Source organism: Roseibium sp. AWQ4_254 (assembly GCF_056161025.1).
The window spans coordinates 1-16,453 of the sequence record NZ_JBSWYH010000033.1 but is presented as its reverse complement, the minus strand read 5'-3'; the positions used below and the strand labels follow the sequence as shown (position 1 = coordinate 16,453).

At 60.8% G+C, this 16,453-nt stretch carries 17 protein-coding genes and 1 pseudogene; 16 read left to right on the top strand and 2 right to left on the bottom strand.

Features of this window, described 5'->3' with window-relative positions; all coding sequences use genetic code 11:
* Positions 1 to 136 precede the first annotated feature (136 nt).
* The 16 genes from ACXAIC_RS20935 to ACXAIC_RS20860 all read left to right on the top strand — a co-directional run bounded on the left by ACXAIC_RS20935 (position 137) and on the right by ACXAIC_RS20860 (position 15,729).
* Entirely contained in the window at positions 137 to 970 is an 834-nt protein-coding gene (locus ACXAIC_RS20935) for a ferredoxin--NADP reductase (protein ID WP_475184894.1), read from the top strand.
* Positions 971 to 1,085: 115 nt separating this feature from the next.
* A complete protein-coding gene (locus tag ACXAIC_RS20930) occupies positions 1,086 to 2,615 on the top strand; it encodes a 6-hydroxynicotinate reductase (RefSeq protein ID WP_475184890.1) in 1,530 nt (509 codons plus the stop codon).
* Positions 2,612 to 3,550 (top strand): UPF0280 family protein, encoded by a 939-nt coding sequence (locus ACXAIC_RS20925; RefSeq protein WP_475184886.1) that lies wholly within the window; start codon positions 2,612 to 2,614, stop codon positions 3,548 to 3,550. The genes ACXAIC_RS20930 and ACXAIC_RS20925 overlap by 4 nt, the downstream gene beginning before the upstream one ends.
* Positions 3,543 to 4,127, top strand: a complete 585-nt coding sequence (locus ACXAIC_RS20920) for an amino acid synthesis family protein (protein ID WP_475184882.1) — start codon at positions 3,543 to 3,545, stop codon at positions 4,125 to 4,127. Before ACXAIC_RS20925 ends, ACXAIC_RS20920 begins: the two co-directional genes overlap by 8 nt.
* Positions 4,124 to 4,708 carry an amino acid synthesis family protein gene (locus ACXAIC_RS20915; RefSeq protein WP_475184878.1) on the top strand — a complete coding sequence of 195 codons (585 nt, stop codon included), beginning with the start codon at positions 4,124 to 4,126 and terminating at the stop codon, positions 4,706 to 4,708. Before ACXAIC_RS20920 ends, ACXAIC_RS20915 begins: the two co-directional genes overlap by 4 nt.
* A 23-nt stretch (positions 4,709 to 4,731) precedes the next feature.
* A complete protein-coding gene (locus ACXAIC_RS20910) occupies positions 4,732 to 5,799 on the top strand; it encodes an aromatic ring-hydroxylating dioxygenase subunit alpha (protein ID WP_475184875.1) in 1,068 nt (355 codons plus the stop codon).
* Between the two features lie 85 nt (positions 5,800 to 5,884).
* Positions 5,885 to 7,087 carry an ABC transporter substrate-binding protein gene (locus ACXAIC_RS20905; protein ID WP_475184872.1) on the top strand — a complete coding sequence of 401 codons (1,203 nt, stop codon included), beginning with the start codon at positions 5,885 to 5,887 and terminating at the stop codon, positions 7,085 to 7,087.
* Positions 7,088 to 7,200: 113 nt separating this feature from the next.
* Positions 7,201 to 9,060 (top strand): ABC transporter permease, encoded by a 1,860-nt coding sequence (locus ACXAIC_RS20900; protein WP_475184867.1) that lies wholly within the window; start codon positions 7,201 to 7,203, stop codon positions 9,058 to 9,060.
* Entirely contained in the window at positions 9,060 to 9,833 is a 774-nt protein-coding gene (locus ACXAIC_RS20895; RefSeq protein ID WP_475184863.1) for an ABC transporter ATP-binding protein, read from the top strand. Before ACXAIC_RS20900 ends, ACXAIC_RS20895 begins: the two co-directional genes overlap by 1 nt.
* The gene (locus ACXAIC_RS20890; RefSeq protein ID WP_475184858.1) at positions 9,826 to 10,527 is read left to right on the top strand and encodes an ABC transporter ATP-binding protein; all 702 of its coding nucleotides are present in this window, start codon (positions 9,826 to 9,828) and stop codon (positions 10,525 to 10,527) included. The genes ACXAIC_RS20895 and ACXAIC_RS20890 overlap by 8 nt, the downstream gene beginning before the upstream one ends.
* Positions 10,528 to 10,560: 33 nt before the next feature.
* Positions 10,561 to 11,040 carry a MarR family winged helix-turn-helix transcriptional regulator gene (locus tag ACXAIC_RS20885; protein ID WP_475184857.1) on the top strand — a complete coding sequence of 160 codons (480 nt, stop codon included), beginning with the start codon at positions 10,561 to 10,563 and terminating at the stop codon, positions 11,038 to 11,040.
* Between the two features lie 174 nt (positions 11,041 to 11,214).
* A complete protein-coding gene (locus tag ACXAIC_RS20880) occupies positions 11,215 to 12,393 on the top strand; it encodes a substrate-binding protein (RefSeq protein WP_475184853.1) in 1,179 nt (392 codons plus the stop codon).
* Between the two features lie 22 nt (positions 12,394 to 12,415).
* The gene (locus ACXAIC_RS20875) at positions 12,416 to 13,171 is read left to right on the top strand and encodes an ATP-binding cassette domain-containing protein (RefSeq protein WP_475184850.1); all 756 of its coding nucleotides are present in this window, start codon (positions 12,416 to 12,418) and stop codon (positions 13,169 to 13,171) included.
* Positions 13,152 to 13,862 (top strand): ABC transporter ATP-binding protein, encoded by a 711-nt coding sequence (locus ACXAIC_RS20870; RefSeq protein ID WP_475184846.1) that lies wholly within the window; start codon positions 13,152 to 13,154, stop codon positions 13,860 to 13,862. The genes ACXAIC_RS20875 and ACXAIC_RS20870 overlap by 20 nt, the downstream gene beginning before the upstream one ends.
* On the top strand, positions 13,859 to 14,722 hold the full coding sequence (gene urtB, locus ACXAIC_RS20865; RefSeq protein WP_475184843.1) for an urea ABC transporter permease subunit UrtB: 864 nt from the start codon (positions 13,859 to 13,861) through the stop codon (positions 14,720 to 14,722). The genes ACXAIC_RS20870 and urtB overlap by 4 nt, the downstream gene beginning before the upstream one ends.
* On the top strand, positions 14,719 to 15,729 hold the full coding sequence (locus ACXAIC_RS20860; protein WP_475184836.1) for a branched-chain amino acid ABC transporter permease: 1,011 nt from the start codon (positions 14,719 to 14,721) through the stop codon (positions 15,727 to 15,729). The genes urtB and ACXAIC_RS20860 overlap by 4 nt, the downstream gene beginning before the upstream one ends.
* Before the next feature lie 82 nt (positions 15,730 to 15,811).
* Here the strand turns inward: ACXAIC_RS20860 and ACXAIC_RS20855 are convergent, their stop codons facing one another.
* Both ACXAIC_RS20855 and ACXAIC_RS20850 read right to left on the bottom strand, forming a co-directional pair.
* Entirely contained in the window at positions 15,812 to 16,069 is a 258-nt protein-coding gene (locus tag ACXAIC_RS20855) for a DUF1272 domain-containing protein (RefSeq protein WP_475184831.1), read from the bottom strand.
* Positions 16,070 to 16,181: 112 nt separating this feature from the next.
* Positions 16,182 to 16,453: pseudogene (locus ACXAIC_RS20850) on the bottom strand (hypothetical protein); the annotation flags it as partial.

Here is a 16,453-nt window from a genome sequence, read left to right as displayed (position 1 = left end):
TGTCAAGGCAGGTCCCGGAAATTTAAGCTTAAATTTTCATCATGCTTTTTTTGTTTGCCTTTTTTGATTTTTTTGTTTGTATACTAATGAAATTAATGCCCAGCGCGCGCCTTCGACAGCCAGGAGACCCTCGACCATGACGGACACGCTCGATGCAGACACGCCCATTCTTCAGGGCAAACCGTCCCCGTTCCAGGTGCCGGCAGGATGTTACGCCCTGACCGTGAAAGAGGTCCAGCACTATACGGACAGCCTGTTCCGCTTCCGCCTCGACCGGCCCGCCCAGTTCCGTTTCCGCTCAGGCGAATTTGTCATGATCGGACTGCCCAATGCGGATAAGCCGGTCTTCCGGGCCTATTCGGTGGCCAGTCCGGCCTGGGACGAGGAGCTGGAATTTTATTCCATCAAGGTGCCGGACGGCCCACTGACCTCTCATCTGCAGAAGATCCAGCCCGGCGACACGGTTCTGATGCGCAAGAAATCAACGGGCACTCTGGTCAATGACGCACTCATTCCGGGCAAGCGGGTCTGGATGTTCTCTACCGGCACCGGCCTTGCCCCGTTTGCGAGCCTGATCCGGGACCCGGAAACCTATGAGAAATTCGATGAGGTGATCCTGACCCATGGTTGCCGCACGGTTGCCGAACTGAAATATGGCGAGGACCTTGTGAACACCCTGCGGGACGATCCGCTGGTGGGCGAACTCGTTCAGGACAAGCTGGTCCACTACACCACCGTGACCCGCGAGGACTTCGCGCGCACCGGCCGGATCACCGACCTGATTGAAACCGGCAAACTGTTTGATGACCTCGGCCTGCCCCGCATGACAGCCGCAGAGGACCGTGCCATGATCTGCGGTTCCATGGCCATGCTGAAAGACACAAAGGAGCTGTGCCTCAGCCACGGACTGGAAGAGGGCGCAAACAACAAGCCGGCTCAATTTGTGGTCGAACGGGCCTTCGTCGACTGACGGATCTGGCGCCAATTGCGGCAAACCTGCCCAGCAATTCGGCGCGTTCCGGCCACAAACCGCATTGACACGTTTTTCAAAATTATGTTTGCATACTAACGAATGCAAGCACTGCATGAGGGGAGACAGGACTTTGCCTGCCGCAGATGGGAAACCTGAAAAGATCCGCTGTGATGCTTGCCCGGTGATGTGCTACATCGCCGAAGGGCGCTCCGGGGCCTGTGACCGCTATGCCAACGACAACGGCCAGCTGATCCGCCTCGACCCCTTGAAGATCCTGGAAAAGACGGAAGCCTCCGGCGGCGAACTGGTGCCCTTTCTGGAAAAGGAATGGGACGGGGAGATCGTCACCCCACGGGACGGGTTTGTGACGGCCATCGGCGCAGGCACCACCTATCCGGACTACAAGCCAGCCCCCTTCATCGTGTCTTCCGAGGTCGACGGTGTCGACATGATCACCGTAGTGACGGAAGGGATCTTCAGCTATTGCGGCGTCAAGCTGAAGATCGACACGGACCGGCATCTGGGCGAGGAATGTGCGTCCGTACGCGCGGACGGTGAGGTTATCGGCCATGTCACCACCTCCGAATATGGCAGCCAGATGCTGTCCCTTGGCGGCGTGCACCACCTGACAGGCGGTTCGAAGAAAGAAGGCCGCCTGACCTGTTCCACCATGCTGGCGCTGTGCAATGGCGAGGCGGTGGATCTGGAGATAGACGGCGGCGCCGCGCTGAAGGTGCAGGCCGGCGAAGCGCCGGAAATCAACGGCGTTCCGGAAGAACGCATGCGGGTCGGCTGCGGCTCGGCAACCGTTGGCATGTTCGCCTCCCAGTGGAAGGGGCTGGTTGACGAGGTGGTGGTGGTTGACGACCACATCACCGGGGTCATGTCCGAGCATCAGGCTGGCAAGGTCATCGGCTGGGAGCCCACAGGCATCAAGATCAATGGCCGCCGGTCCACCCCCGGGCGCTACTTTCAGGTGGCTGAGCCCGGCACCGGCTGGGGCGGCACCAATCTGCGGGACCCTCTGGCCATTATCGGCAGCTTCAATCCCAAAACCGCCCGGCCCGGCCTGTCCCTTTTGATGGTGTCCACCACCGGGGAACACGCGGCCTATTTCGAACTGGACGAGGACCTCACCCCGGTTGAGAAGGACATGCCGGACCGGTTGCTGCCCTCCGTGAAGCGGATCGAGGAGAATTGCGAACCGGCCTTGACCTCCGTGCTCTTCATGGCGGGAGCGGGCGGCTCTCTGCGCTCCGGGGTCACCGAACATCCTGTGGGCCTGACGCGATCGGTTCAGCAATCCCTGACCTATGTCAGCTGCGGCGGCGCCCCGGTCTATATCTGGCCCGGCGGTGGTATCACCGTAATGGCCGATGTCACGCGCATGCCCAAAAACGCCTTCGGCTATGTGCCGACCCCTGCGCTGGTAGCCCCGATCGAATTCACCATGCGGGCAGAAGACTACCGCGCGCTCGGCGGACATATGGACTATGTCATGCCCTTGAGCGAGGCAATGTCCGGCAAGACCGGACCGCAGAACGACCACATCCTGACCGGACGGCGCGGCGTGTCGTCCTCCAAAGACAATCCCTGGCCGACACGGGCCGGGTCCTACCGCTGGAAGGGGGGCTCGGGATGACGCCAGGGGCCTGGGCAGAAACCGCCACGGCACACTTGCTTCCGGACGGGCGCCGCCTGCATTTGCAGCACGGGCCGATTGATCTGATCGTGGAGGCTGACGGTCAGGAGGCTGACATTTCCAGCGCCTATGACCAGGCCCGCGCCGCCTTTGACAGTCTTCTTCCCGCGCTTGTCGGCGAACTGCCCCGGCTGCGCGCAGCAAATGGCCCCGCCCCGGCAGGCCCCGTTGCAAGACGCATGGTCGCGGCAACCGCGCTTTTCGCCTCCCATGAGTTCATCACCCCCATGGCCGCAGTCGCCGGAAGCGTTGCGGATTTTGTCCTGAGCCGTCTCACAGAGGGACGGACGCTCAACAAGGCCTATGTCAACAATGGCGGTGACATTGCCTTCACGGTTGCCGCCGGCGAACTGCGGACCGTCATCTGCGATGATCCGGCCACCGGCACCGCAGGCGGTGTGATCCGGCTGCGCGCCGTGGATGTTTTCGGGACCGGCCACACCCGCCCGGGTGGCAAAGGCCCGGTCACGGGTGCCGGCGGGCTGGCCACCAGCGGCTGGCGGGGCCGCTCCCACTCGCTCGGCATTGCCGATGCGGTCACCGTTCTGGCGGGGTCCGCCGCAGAGGCGGATGCGGCCGCCACCTTGATTGCCAATGCGGTGGATCTGCCCGGATCGCCGAAGATCACCCGGCAGCCGGCGGACACACTTTCGCCAGACAGCGATCTTGGCGCCCGGTCGGTGACCACCGGCGTCGCCCCCCTGGAGGGAAGCGAAATCGAGGAGGCGCTTGCCCGGGGCCTGGACAAGGCCCGGGCCTTTATCTCCGCCGGGCTGATCAAAACGGCTTATCTTGCCCTTGACGGCGTGCGCAAGGTGGCCGAACCAGAACAGAGTTTGACACAACACGATGTGAGGGAGGCCACCCGTGCCTGAACCGATCCTGCGCAAGACTGCGCTGACGATTGAAGAGATTTTCCATGAAGGCGGCCCGAAGCCCGGCACGCCCTTGCGCCGCGTGGCCATGGTCAGCCTGATCCAGAACCCGTTTGCGGGAAAATATGTGGAAGATATCAGCGGGTTCATGGATGACCTGAAACCGCTTGGCCTTCAAATGGCCAAAGAGATGGTGGCCGCGCTTGGTGGGGATGCCAGCGTTGTGGAAGGCTATGGCAAGGGCGCGATTGTCGGTGCCGGAGGCGAACTCGAACATGGCGCGCTCTGGCACGTGCCCGGCGGCTATTCCATGCGGGAGATCCTGCCCGCCTCCAATGCTATTGTGCCGTCCTCAAAGAAACTTGGCGGTCCGGGCACACGGCTGGACATTCCCGTCACCCATTGCAACGCCTCTTATGTGCGGTCCCATTTTGATTCCATGGAAGTCGGCCTGCCCGACGGCCCCAAGGCGGATGAGATCCTGATGGCGCTGGTCATGACCACCGGCCCGCGCATCCATGCCAGGGTTGGCGGCCTGAAGGCCGCCGACGTCAAGGGAGAAGACGGCCTGAGATGACCGCCGCGATCCGCAAGCTCGTCACCTTCATCGAGACAACCGGCCGCGAGGCCGGGCAGGCGGTCACACCGGCTGCGGTTCGGGTCTGTTGTGCGGCCGTGGTCAAGAACCCCTATGCGGGCCGCTACAGCGAGGACCTGCCGGATCTGGTGGCCATCGGCGCCGAAATGGGCACTATCCTTGCGGAACACTGCCTGACTTTAAGCGGTCTGAGCGCTGGCCAGATCCAGAGTTTCGGCAAGGCCGCCCTTGTCGGGGAAGCCGGAGAGCTGGAACATGCGGCGGCCGTTCTGCACCCGTCCATGGGGGCGCCCTTGCGCGCGGTTCTGGGCGGCGGCAAGGCCCTCGTGCCCTCCAGCAAGAAATACGGCACGCTGGGAGATGTGCTGGATGTGCCCCTTGGTCACAAGGATGCCGCCTATGTACGCTCTCATTTCGATGGCATGCCGGTGCGCGTTCCGGATGCCCCTCGCGCAGACGAACTGCTCATCGCCATTGCGCTGGCCCCTTCTGGGCGCCCCTTGCCACGGGTCGGCGGGCTGAGACATGAGGACATCACCGGAGCAGACGGCTTGAAATAGACCGGTCAAGAGGGAGAGTGCACATGGAATTCGTTCGAAACGCTTGGTACGTCGCCGGCTGGTCTTCGGAGATCGACGACGAGCTCCGCCGGTTCACCATTCTGGACGAGCATATCGTACTCTTCCGCAAATCCGACGGCACGGTCGCTGCCCTTGAGGACCGGTGCCCGCACCGGCTGCTCCCCCTTTCCCGGGGCAAGCGCCAGGGGGATGACATCCAGTGCGGCTATCACGGCATGACCTTTGACTGCGATGGCAAATGCGTGCGCATTCCCGGGCAGAGCAACCTGCCCGCCTCCGCATATGTGGAGGCCTATCCGGTGCATGAACGGCACGGCATTGCCTGGATCTGGATGGGGGACAAGGACAAGGCCGATCCGGATACCATTTTCGACATGCCCGAATTCACCGACCCCGCCTGGGCAGTGCATCATGGCGATGCGCTGCATCTGAAATCGAACTATCTGAACGTGGCGGAAAACCTGGTCGACCCGGCCCATGTGAGTTTCGTGCACCCGACGACGCTTGGCAATTCGGCCTCTGAAAACGTGCCGGTGCATGTATCGACGGAAGGCGAGGCCATTGTCGCCTGGCGCTGGATCCGGGACGCGGACCCGATCGGGTTCTTCAAGACCTTCGGCGGCTTCACCGAAAATGTGGACCGCTGGCACTATTATTATCTCTATACGCCCTGCACGGCGGTGATCGATTTCGGCAGCGCGCTGACGAAAGACAATCTGAGCGAAGACGAGCGCGACAAGGGCAACCGGATCTATGCCTTGCATCTCTTGACCCCGGTCGCAGCCGACTACACCATCGACCGCTGGCTGCATATCCGCAACACAGCCATCGACGATGACACGGCATCCGAGACCATGGATGCCATGTTCCGCATCGCCTTTCAGGAGGACAAGGAGGTGCTGGAGGCCATCCAGAAGGAAGAGGACAGGCCCGCCAAGCGCCGCCCCATCCGTATTGCCATCGACAAGGGACCGATGGTCTACCGCAAACGCATCAACGATCTCGTTGAACGGGAAAGAACCCAGGATCTGGCGTCCAATCCGACGCTCGCCTTCGTCTATCACGATTGACGGAGCGCTTCGCCGCTCATCCGGGCGGTGCAACAGTATAACGAGCGGTCAAAACCGCCGACACTGACCAGAAAGAGGGACAAGTATGAAGAAGATGACAAAATGGGTGGCCGCGGCAACCGCACTGCTGGCACTCACCGGAACAGCGCTTGCCGAAGACAGCATCAAGATCGGCGAAATCAATCACTACAAACGCCTGGCAGCCTTTGCCGAGCCTTACAAGAAGGGTATTGAACTGGCTTTGGACGAAGTCAATTCCAATGGCGGTGTCCTCGGCAAACCACTGGAATTCATTTTCCGCGATGACAATGGCAAGCCCGGCGATGCGGTCAAGATTGCCGAAGAGCTGATGACGCGGGATGGCGCCGTCATGCTGACCGGCACGATCCTGTCGAATATCGGCCTCGCCATTTCCTCCCTTGCCGGAGAAAAGGGCTATGTCTATCTGGCTGCCGAACCACTGGCCGATGCCATTGTCTGGGAATCGGGCAATCCCTACACCTTCCGTTTGCGTACCTCCACCTATGTGCAGGCCGCCATGCTGGCAGAAGCCGCCGCCAAGACGGACGCTGTCCGCTTTGCGACCATCGCGCCGAACTATGCCTATGGCACGGCCGCCGTTGCCGCTTTCAAGGAAAACCTGAAGAAGCTGAAGCCGGAAGTCGAATTTGTCGCCGAACAGTGGCCAGCCCTGTTCAAGATCGATGCGGGCGCTGAAGTCCAGGCGATCGAAGCGGCCAAGCCGGACGCGATCTACAACGTGACCTTCGGAACCGATTTGCAGAAATTCGTCCGTGAAGGCACGACGCGCGGCCTTTTTGAGGGGCGCAAGGTTTATGGCCTTCTCACCGGGGAGCCGGAATATCTTGAGCCTCTGGCCGATGAGGCTCCCGAAGGCTGGTTCGTGACCGGATATCCCTGGTACGGTTTCACCGAAGGCCCCGCCAAGGAATTTGTCGACAAATACATGGCCGCCTATTCGGGCGAGACACCAAAAATCGGCTCGCTGGTCGGCTATATGACCGTAGAAAGCATTGCCGCTGCCCTGGAAAAGGCCGGGTCCACCGACACAGAAGCCCTGCGCAAGGCCTTTGAAGGCCTGAACGTCGACACCCCCATGGGTGAAATCACTTACCGGGCCCTGGATCATCAGTCCACGATGGGAGCCTATGTGGGCACCACCGCCCTTCAGGACGGCAAGGGGGTCATGGTCGACTGGGAATACAAGAACCCGGTCCCCTATATGCCGAGCGACGAGGAAGTGAAGGCCAAACGTCCGGCCAAATAAACCGACACGGTGGTAGCGACGCTCCGGACCGGACCTTCCGGCCGCTCCGGAGCGCCCTTGTTCCCCTCGGCCCCTTCCCGGCTTTTGGCCTCCATTTGGATTGATACGACGCTATGGGTCTCTTTGTGGCGCAGCTCCTGACGGGGCTTGCAAACGCGGCGGCGCTGTTTCTTGTTGCCTCCGGACTGTCCTTGATTTTCGGCGTGACGCGGATCGTGAACTTCGCGCATGGCTCGCTCTATATGCTCGGCGCCTATTTTGGCGTCACCTTGATGCAGATCCTGCCTGGCGCCTTCGGCTTCTGGGGCTCGATCCTGCTGTCCGGCCTGATTGTCGGCCTGATCGGGGCCGTGATCGAAATCTGTGTGCTGCGCCCGGTCTACCGGGCCCCGGAACTGTTCCAGCTTGTGGCAACCTTCGGCGTCATTCTGGTGATCCAGGACCTGGCCCTGATGATCTGGGGCGCGGAGGACCAGCTGGGACCACGAGCCCCCGGACTGAAATCCGTTGTGCGTATTCTGGGCGAGCCGGTGCCGCAATATGACCTGGCGCTGATCGCCATCACGCCCTTCATCCTGTTCGGCCTGTGGTGGCTTATTGCCAGGACCCGTGTTGGCGTTCTGGTGCGCGCAGCCACCCAGGACCGGGAGATGGTCGGGGCACTCGGCGTCAACCAGGCCTGGCTGTTTACCGGTGTTTTCTTTCTCGGCTCTGCCCTGGCGGGCCTGGGCGGCGCAATCCAGCTGCCAAAGGGGGGCGCTGATCTTCTAATGGATTTCAACATCATCGCAGCGGTCTTTGTGGTGGTGGTCATTGGCGGCATGGGATCCATCCCCGGCGCCTTTGTGGCGTCTGTCCTCATCTCCGTGCTCAATGTTTTCGGCGTTGCCTACATTCCGCAAAGCACCCTGGTGCTGATGTATGTGGTCATGGCCGTTGTCTTGCTGATCCGCCCCTATGGCCTGTTCGGCCGGGAGGAAAAGGCAGGGGAACACGGCCAGGTCGGTGAACCGGACCGGCCAATCCGCCCGGCAGGCACCACAGGCCGGCTGCTTGTGGCAGCGCTTTTGGGGGTGCTCGCGCTGGTGCCGGTCTTTGGCGGCAATTTCGAGCAGGTGCTGATCATCGACATCCTGATCTTCTGCCTGTTTGCCGCCTCGCTCCAGTTCATCCTGAGTACCGGCGGTCTGGTCAGTTTCGGCCATGCGGCCTATTTCGGCGGCGGCGCCTATGCGGCCGCCCTGCTCGTGACCTATGCGAATACGCCCATGGAACTGGCTTTCCTGCTGGCGCCGGTCGCCGCCGGCATGCTGGCAATCCTCTTTGGCTGGTTCTGCATCCGTCTCAGCGGGGTCTATTTCGCCATGCTGACCATGGCCTTCAGCCAGTTGATCTGGTCCCTGGTGTTCCAATGGTATGACGTGACGGGCGGCGATGACGGGCTGGTCAATATCTGGCCGGCAAAATGGCTGTCGGACACCACCGCCTATTATTATTTCACCTTGATCGTGGCTGTCGGCGGGATCATTGCCCTGCGTCACCTGAACCACGCCCCGCTCGGCTACACCTTGCGCGCCACCCGCGACAGTGCCCGGCAGGCGGAAGCCACCGGGATCAATGTGAAAACCGTGCAATGGACCGGCTTCGCAGTGGCCGGAGCCATGGCCGGACTGGCGGGTGGCCTGTTCGTCTTTTCCAAGGGCTCCGTCTTTCCCAATGAGCTGGAGATCGCCAAAAGCTTCGATGCCCTGATTGTTGTCTTTCTCGGCGGGGTGAAAACCCTCTCAGGTGGCGTTGTGGGCGCCGCCTTCATGGAAAGCATCAAGGACTGGCTGACCCGGCTGGAATACTGGCGGCTTGTCATGGGGCTTCTGATCATCGCCGTGGTCATCATCGCTCCGGACGGGATTGTCGGCACCTTGCGCAAACTCAAGGACCGGGTCACCCGGGGCCGCAACGGGGAGTTTGTCTGATGACGGCTGTTTTGCGTGTCGACGACCTGAAAAAATCCTTCGGCGGCATCAAGGCCGTCGACGGGGTTTCCTTTGAGGTCGCCCCCGGCGAATTGAAGGCCCTGATCGGCCCCAACGGGGCGGGGAAATCTACCTGTTTCAACATGCTCATGGGCCAGTTGAAGCCCAGCTCGGGACGGGTTCTCCTCAATGGCGAGGACATTACCGGCAAGCCGCCCCGGCAGGTCTGGCGGCGCGGCGTCGGGCGGACCTTTCAGATCACCGGCACCTACCAGAGCATGACGGTGGCGGAAAATGTGCAAATGGCGCTGCTGTCTCATCACCGCAAGCTGTTTGCCATCCGCCCCTATGCCTACAAACTCTACCGGGACGAAGCCCTGGCCCTTCTGGAGATTGTCGGCATGATGGACCAGGCCGACCGGGCCTGCGCCATTCTGGCCTATGGCGACCTCAAACGTCTGGAGCTGGCCATTGCCCTGGCCCATGACCCCACCCTTCTGCTGATGGATGAGCCCACGGCCGGAATGGCGCCAAAGGAGCGGGTCCGGCTGATGCAGCTCACCGCCGATATCGTCAAGCAGCGCGGGGTCAGCGTGCTCTTTACCGAACACGATATGGACGTGGTTTTCGCCCATGCCCATCACATCATGGTGCTGAACCGGGGCGTTCTGATTGCCGATGGCACCGCCTCAGAGGTGCGCAACAACAAGAAGGTGCAGGACGTCTATCTCGGCGGCGGCATGCTTTATGAAAAGGAAGACGCCCATGCTTGAGGTCTCCGGGCTAAACAGCTTTTACGGCAAGGCGCACATTCTCAACGATCTCGGTTTCAGCGTCGGGCGGGGCGAAGTGGTCGCGCTTTTGGGCCGCAATGGCGCCGGAAAGTCGACCACCATGAAGTCGGTCATGCAACTGGTGCGCCCGAAATCCGGCACCATCCGCTTCGAGGGCACCGAGATTGGCGGACTGCCGGCGCATAAGATCGCCCGCATGGGACTTGGCTATGTGCCCGAAGAACGGCGCATCTTCACGGACCTGACCATTTTGGAGAACCTTGAAGTGGGCCGCCAGCCCGCCCGGGACGGAGCTCCAGTCTGGACGCTTGAAGCCCTGTTCGACATCTTTCCCAATCTTCTGGAGCGGCGCCACAACCGGGGCAAGGCCCTGTCCGGCGGAGAGCAGCAGATGCTGACCATTGCCCGGACCCTGATGGGCAATCCCAAGCTTCTGCTGCTGGACGAGCCCTCAGAAGGCATTGCCCCGGTGATTGTCGAACAGATGGCCAGGACCATCCTGCGCTTCAAGCAAGAGGGCCTGACGGTTGTGATTTCCGAGCAAAACCTGCATTTTGCCGGGATTGTTGCGGACCGAGCGGTTATAATCGAAAGCGGTGAGAAAAAGTTCGACGGCACATTTGCCGAACTTGAAAGCCAACCGGACATTCGAGATGCCTATCTGACAGTGTGACCCTCCAGCAGGCATCCGGGATTGGGGACATCAGTGACAGATCGCGCCGAAAACAGGCTGAACCAACCCTTTCCGGAAGCATCTGAAGGCGGGAAGACCGCCGACGCCCCTTATGTGCTCGACGAACAGATCGGCTATCTTCTCAGAAAAGCCTATCAGCGCAATGCGGTCATCTTCTCCGACACGATTGAAGACCTGACCCCGACCCAGTTTGCCGTCATGGCCCGGCTGGCGGAACTCGGTTCGGTCTCGCAAAACCGTCTGGGCCGGACCGTCGGGCTTGATGTGGCCACCACAAAAGGGGTTGTCGACCGCCTCGGCGCGCGCGGTCTGCTTCGCTCTGATCAAGACCCAACCGACAAGCGTCGGCAATTGATCTCTTTGACCGAAGACGGGCGCGCGCACTTTCTGCGCAACGCCCCCCTTGGCCTCAAAGTCTCCGCCGACACAATCGCCCCGCTGACCATGAATGAACGGCGCACCCTCTCCCGGCTTTTGAAGAAACTCCTTTAAGGATCGGGAGTGGCCGTCAAATCATTAAATTTTGCTCATTTTTTCGCCACGCCGCATTTTCAGGCGGCCTGGCGTTGTCATGCCACACTTTAATTGTTAGTATACACACAATTAATCAGGCGCGTTCAGAAGACCTGCTGTGCAATTCCATGAATGAGAGAGGGGATCAATTTGATGGGAAATATGTCTCGGCGCCGGTTCTTGTCGGCAACGCTCACCACAGCCGGCGGCGCCCTTGCCGCCTCGCATCTGCCGGCCCCGGCCCTTGCCTCTGCAGAGCCGGTCAAGATCGGAGCAGTGCTGCCGTTTTCCGGTGGGTTGGAACTGTTCGGCAACCAGGCCAAACTCGGACTGGATCTTGCGGCCCAGGAAATAAACGCCTCCGGCGGCCTTCTCGGACAGCCTGTGGAACTGGTCTATGAAGACAACAAGACGGACCCGAAAACCTCCGTTGAACGGACCACGTCCCTGATCAGGCGCGACGGGGTGCTGGCCCTGAGCGGCCCGATCACCTCAAATGCGCGCGATGCCATGGCACCTACCATCAAACGCATGAAAACGCCGCTTCTTTACGCGACAAACTATGAAGGCGGCGCCTGCGACCGGTATATCTTCGCCTTCAACACGGTTCCCAACCAGGAACTGGAAAAACTGGTCCCGGCGCTGAAGGAAAATGCAGGCGACAGCTTTTACATGTTCGGCGCAGATTATGTCTGGCCGCAGAAAATGTTCGCGACCGCCAGCGGGCTGATCGACAGTCTGGGCGGCACAGTGGCCGGCACCGAATTCACCCCCTGGGGCGTGAAGGACTTTGCCCCGGTCATCCGCAAGATCAAAGAATCCGGCGCCAAGGTACTCTTGTTCGCCCTGCCGGGCGCAGATGGCATCACCTTCATCAAACAAGCGGAAGATCTGGGACTTATGGACCAGGTGACGGTCGGCTTCCTCGGATTTGCCGAGACCTATCTCGGTGCTTTTGGCGATGGCAAGGGTCAGAACATGTGGGTCACGGTGCCCTTTGCGGAATCGCTCAAGACACCCGGCGTTGAGGAGTTCGTGGCCAAGATCCGGAAAACAGCGGGGGACAGTACGCCCATCTCCCACTATGTCATGACCCACTACAACTCCCTGAAAGCCGTTCAGGCCGCCGTTCAAAAGGCAGGGACTGTGGACAAGGAAGCTCTCGTGGACGGGCTGCAGGGCCTGACAATCGACACGCCGACAGGCCCGCTGACCATTGGGGCGGCCGATCATCACGTCACAATGAACATGTATCTGGCCAAGACCGAGGGACAGGAGCTGGTGGTCGTCAAAGACCTTGGCAGCCTCGCGCCGGACGCCCTGTGTTCGTGACCTGAAAGATCAAGAGCCCCTCATGTCCCGAGCGTGTCTGGAAATACGGGACTTGTCGATGAGCTTCGGCGGGGTCAAGGCCCTTGCCGGGCTTGACCTGTCCGTCGGTAATGGTGAGCTTTTATGCATCATCGGGCCGAACGGCTGCGGCAAGACCACCTTGTTCAATCTGGTTTCCGGGTTTCTGACCCCCACCGGTGGCAATGTTGCCTTTCGCGGCCGCCCCTTGAAAGGGCTTGCCCCGCACCAGATTGCACGGTGCGGGATCGGGCGGAAGTTTCAGGTGCCGTCCGTCTATGACGACCTGACGGTTCAGGACAATCTGAACGTGGCCGCCTTTTCCAAGGCGGGCCAGCGCGGGCTGCTCGGCGTTTTCTCCTCCGAAAATGCCAAGGCGGCCCGCATGGCGGAGATCCTGGAAACAGCCGGGCTGGCCGGTCTTGCCCGTGTGACCGCCGGACATCTGTCCCACGGGCAGAAGCAATGGCTGGAGATCGCCATGGTTCTGTGCACCGAGCCGGACCTGGTGCTTCTGGATGAGCCCACAGCCGGCATGACCCGGCAGGAGACCCGGAAGACGGCCGATCTCATCGCCGCTTTGATGCGCTCCAAAACCGTCTCGGTCATCCTGATTGAACATGACATGTGGTTTGTCGAAAAACTGGGCGCCCGGGTGGCCGTGATGATGGAAGGAAAGCTCATTGCGGATGGCCGCTTTGAGGAGATCCGGCAGATGAAAGCCGTGCAGGAGGCATATATTGGCCCAACCCCTGCTTGAATTGGACCATGTGACCGCCGGTTATGGCGAAGGCGCCGTGCTGCAGGATTTGTCCCTGTCGCTCGAGGCGGGAACGGTGGTCGGCCTGATGGGGCGCAACGGCGTTGGCAAGTCGACCCTTTTGAAAACCATCATGGGCCTTTTGAAGGTGCGTACCGGCCGGATCAGCTCCTGCGGCCGCCCCCTCACCAACGCTCCCCCGTTTCAGGCCGCAGCCGCCGGAATAGGCTATGTGCCGCAGGGACGGGAAATCTTTCAGGACTTTACCGTTGAGGAAAACCTGCTTCTGGGCAATCTGGCCGCAGCCAGAGCAGATCTGGAGGCGGTCTACCGGATCTTTCCCGTGCTGCGTGAACGGGCCGGAACCCGGGCCGGAGCGTTTTCCGGCGGGCAGCAGCAGCAGCTGGCCATCGCCCGCGCCCTGATGGGAAAGCCCGCCTTGCTCCTGCTGGATGAGCCGTCTGAAGGGATCCAGCCTTCCATTGTCACCGAAATCGGCCAGATCCTGCGCAAGATCTGCCGGGACCAGGGGGTTGCGATCCTGCTTGTGGAACAGAATATCGATATGGTGACCCGCACCTGCGACCGGGTCGTCTTTATGGACCACGGGGCAATTCGGGACGACGTACCGGCCAGCACACTGGCCGGAAACACCAGCCTTCTTCAAAAATACCTGGCGTTCGGATCATGAGTGACATGGCCATAACCCTTCTGGATGCAGCCAATTATGCGCTCATTCTTCTGCTGATTGCCCTTGGTCTTGCCGTGATTTTCGGCCTGATGAATGTGATCAATCTGGCCCATGGCGAGTTTCTGATGCTCGGCGGTTATGTGCTGCTCATGGTGAAGACCCACACCGGGTCTTTCTGGCTCGGCCTGCTGCTGGCCCCGCTTGTGGTCGGGCTGATTGGCCTTGTCATCGAGGAACTGGTGATCCGGCGCATTTACCATCGGGTGGTCGACACCATTCTGGCGACCTGGGGCCTGTCCCTGCTGATCAAGCAGCTGATCGTGATCGGGTTCGGTCCTGGCTCCTATTCCGTCGAAGCCCCCTTGAGCGCCTCGGTTTTGGTGTTTGGAACCCCTTATCCTGCCTACCGCCTGTTCATCATGGCCGTGTCGCTCACCTGTGTGGCGGCCACATATCTGTTCTTCTTCAAAACCCGCACCGGACTGGCGGCGCGCGGTGTGATCGCCAACAGGTCCATGGCCGCCTGTCTTGGGGTCAATACGCGCCGTCTCGACCGGCTGACCTTTGCCTTTGGGTCAGGAATGGCCGGTCTTGCAGGTGCGGTGATTTCCCCGCTCATCTCTCTCGACCCGCAAATGGGCCTGGGCTTTCTGGTTCCCGCCTTCCTCGCCGTTCTGGTCGGCGGGCTTGGCACCATCACCGGCCCGATCGCCGGGGCCGGGGGCGTCGGCATGGCGGACAATCTGACGGCCACTTTCCTGTCCCCGGTCTGGGCGCAGCTTGTTGTGTTCGTTCTGGCCATCATCGTCATCCGCCTGGCCCCCGGTGGGCTTTTGGCCCGCAAGAGGCGCAAAACATGACCCGGACCGCCTACGCTGCTCCAGACACACAAACGCTAGCCGCCCTTGTGTGTCTGGGTGTCTTTCTCTGTCTGCCGGCCCTCGCTGCCGGCTGGCTCCTGTCGGACCTGTCGATCTATTTCTCCTATGCCCTGTTTGCCGCCAGCCTAGCCTTTGTCTGGGGCCATTGCGGGCTCCTGTGTCTTGGCCAGGCAGTGTTTTTTGGCCTTGGGGCCTATTCCATGAGCTTTGTGACGCTCGGGATGGTTCCTGCCGCCGAGGGTCTTGTGTCGACCTGGGCCGGGCTCGGGGCTGCCATGCTCGTTCCTGCGGTGTTTGCCTACGGGCTCGGCCTGTTTCTGTTTTCCGCCAAGGGCCTCGAAGGCCCCTTTTTCGGTATCGTGACCCTGGCAATCGCCTTCGTTCTGGAACGGCTGTTCATTAACTGGGACTTTGCCGGCGGTCTCAACGGGCTGATGAATGTGCCGCCCCTGAATCTGGGCCTCAATGGCGGCGGGCCGGAGATCTGGGACACTGTTCCGCTTTATTATGCGTCCCTGCTTATTCTCAGCCTCGGATTTCTGGTCTTGACCCTGGTATTGAAATCCAGATGGGGTCTGGCCGCAAAGGCCATTTCCCTGCATGAAAGCCGGACCCGCGCCCTTGGCTATGACACAACCGCCTATAAGGCGGCTGCCTTTGCCATTGGGGCTGCCGTTTCGGGACTGGCTGGTGCCCTGTTCGTGGCCCAGTTCGGCTTCGTCTCTCCGTCGCTGATAGGCTTCACCCTGTCTGCAGAGGTGCTGATCTGGGCCGCGCTTGGCGGGCGCAGCATGCTGATTGCCGCCTGCCTTGGGGCCATCATCGTGCGGCTTCTGGAAAGCAATCTTTCTTCCGTCTTCGAGGAAACCTGGCTTTTGATTCTCGGGGGCCTGTTCATCGGCTGCGTCATGTTTCTCCCCCGCGGCCTCATCGGCGAGCTTCTTTTCCGGATCGACAAGAGACGCATGCGCTCAGACCGGTCCTGATGACCTCACAGCTGCCCAAGACAAACGGCTGTGCAACCGTCAAGCCGCAAGAAGTCATGTAACGGACCTGTTGCCTGCCGGATCACGCTGATTGCAAAGCAGCACATTCCGGATGATGTTTGACAAACCGGTCCTGCGAGGCAGGCGCCTTGTCCAAAAGACCTGCCGGGCGGATCGGCCGGGCCACAAGATTTCCGCCGCAATTGGGGCAGGTTCCCTGAAACCGGTCCTGCGCACAGCCGGCACAAAATGTGCATTCGAACGTGCAAATCATGGCGTCCATGGTGTTTGGCGGCAAGTCCTTGTCGCAACATTCACAATTCGGCTTGAGCAAGAGCACGCAGACTGTCTCCTTATGAAAGGTCCCGGCACTTCATCCGTGAGCGTCCGCTGAACCCCACCTCCCGCTTTTCGATTTTGCGCCTTAAGTGTCCACTTATGCAAATGGACACTTAAAGGCGCGTGATGAGCAAACGAAAGAAACGGCGGAGTTGGTCTGATGAGGAGAAGCGGGAGATCTGCCAGCAAGCGGGTGGTCCCGGCACATCGGTTGCGCAGGTGGCGCGCCGGTATTCGGCAAATGCCAATATGATCCACAATTGGCTGAAGGATCCGCGCTTTGCCTCCGCGCCAACTAGAGCATTTCCCAAAAAGTCTGAATCGTCTTGGGTTCCCTTTTGTGGTGAATAGTGATTCAAGCTGAGGGCTGGACAAGGAGGCCAGC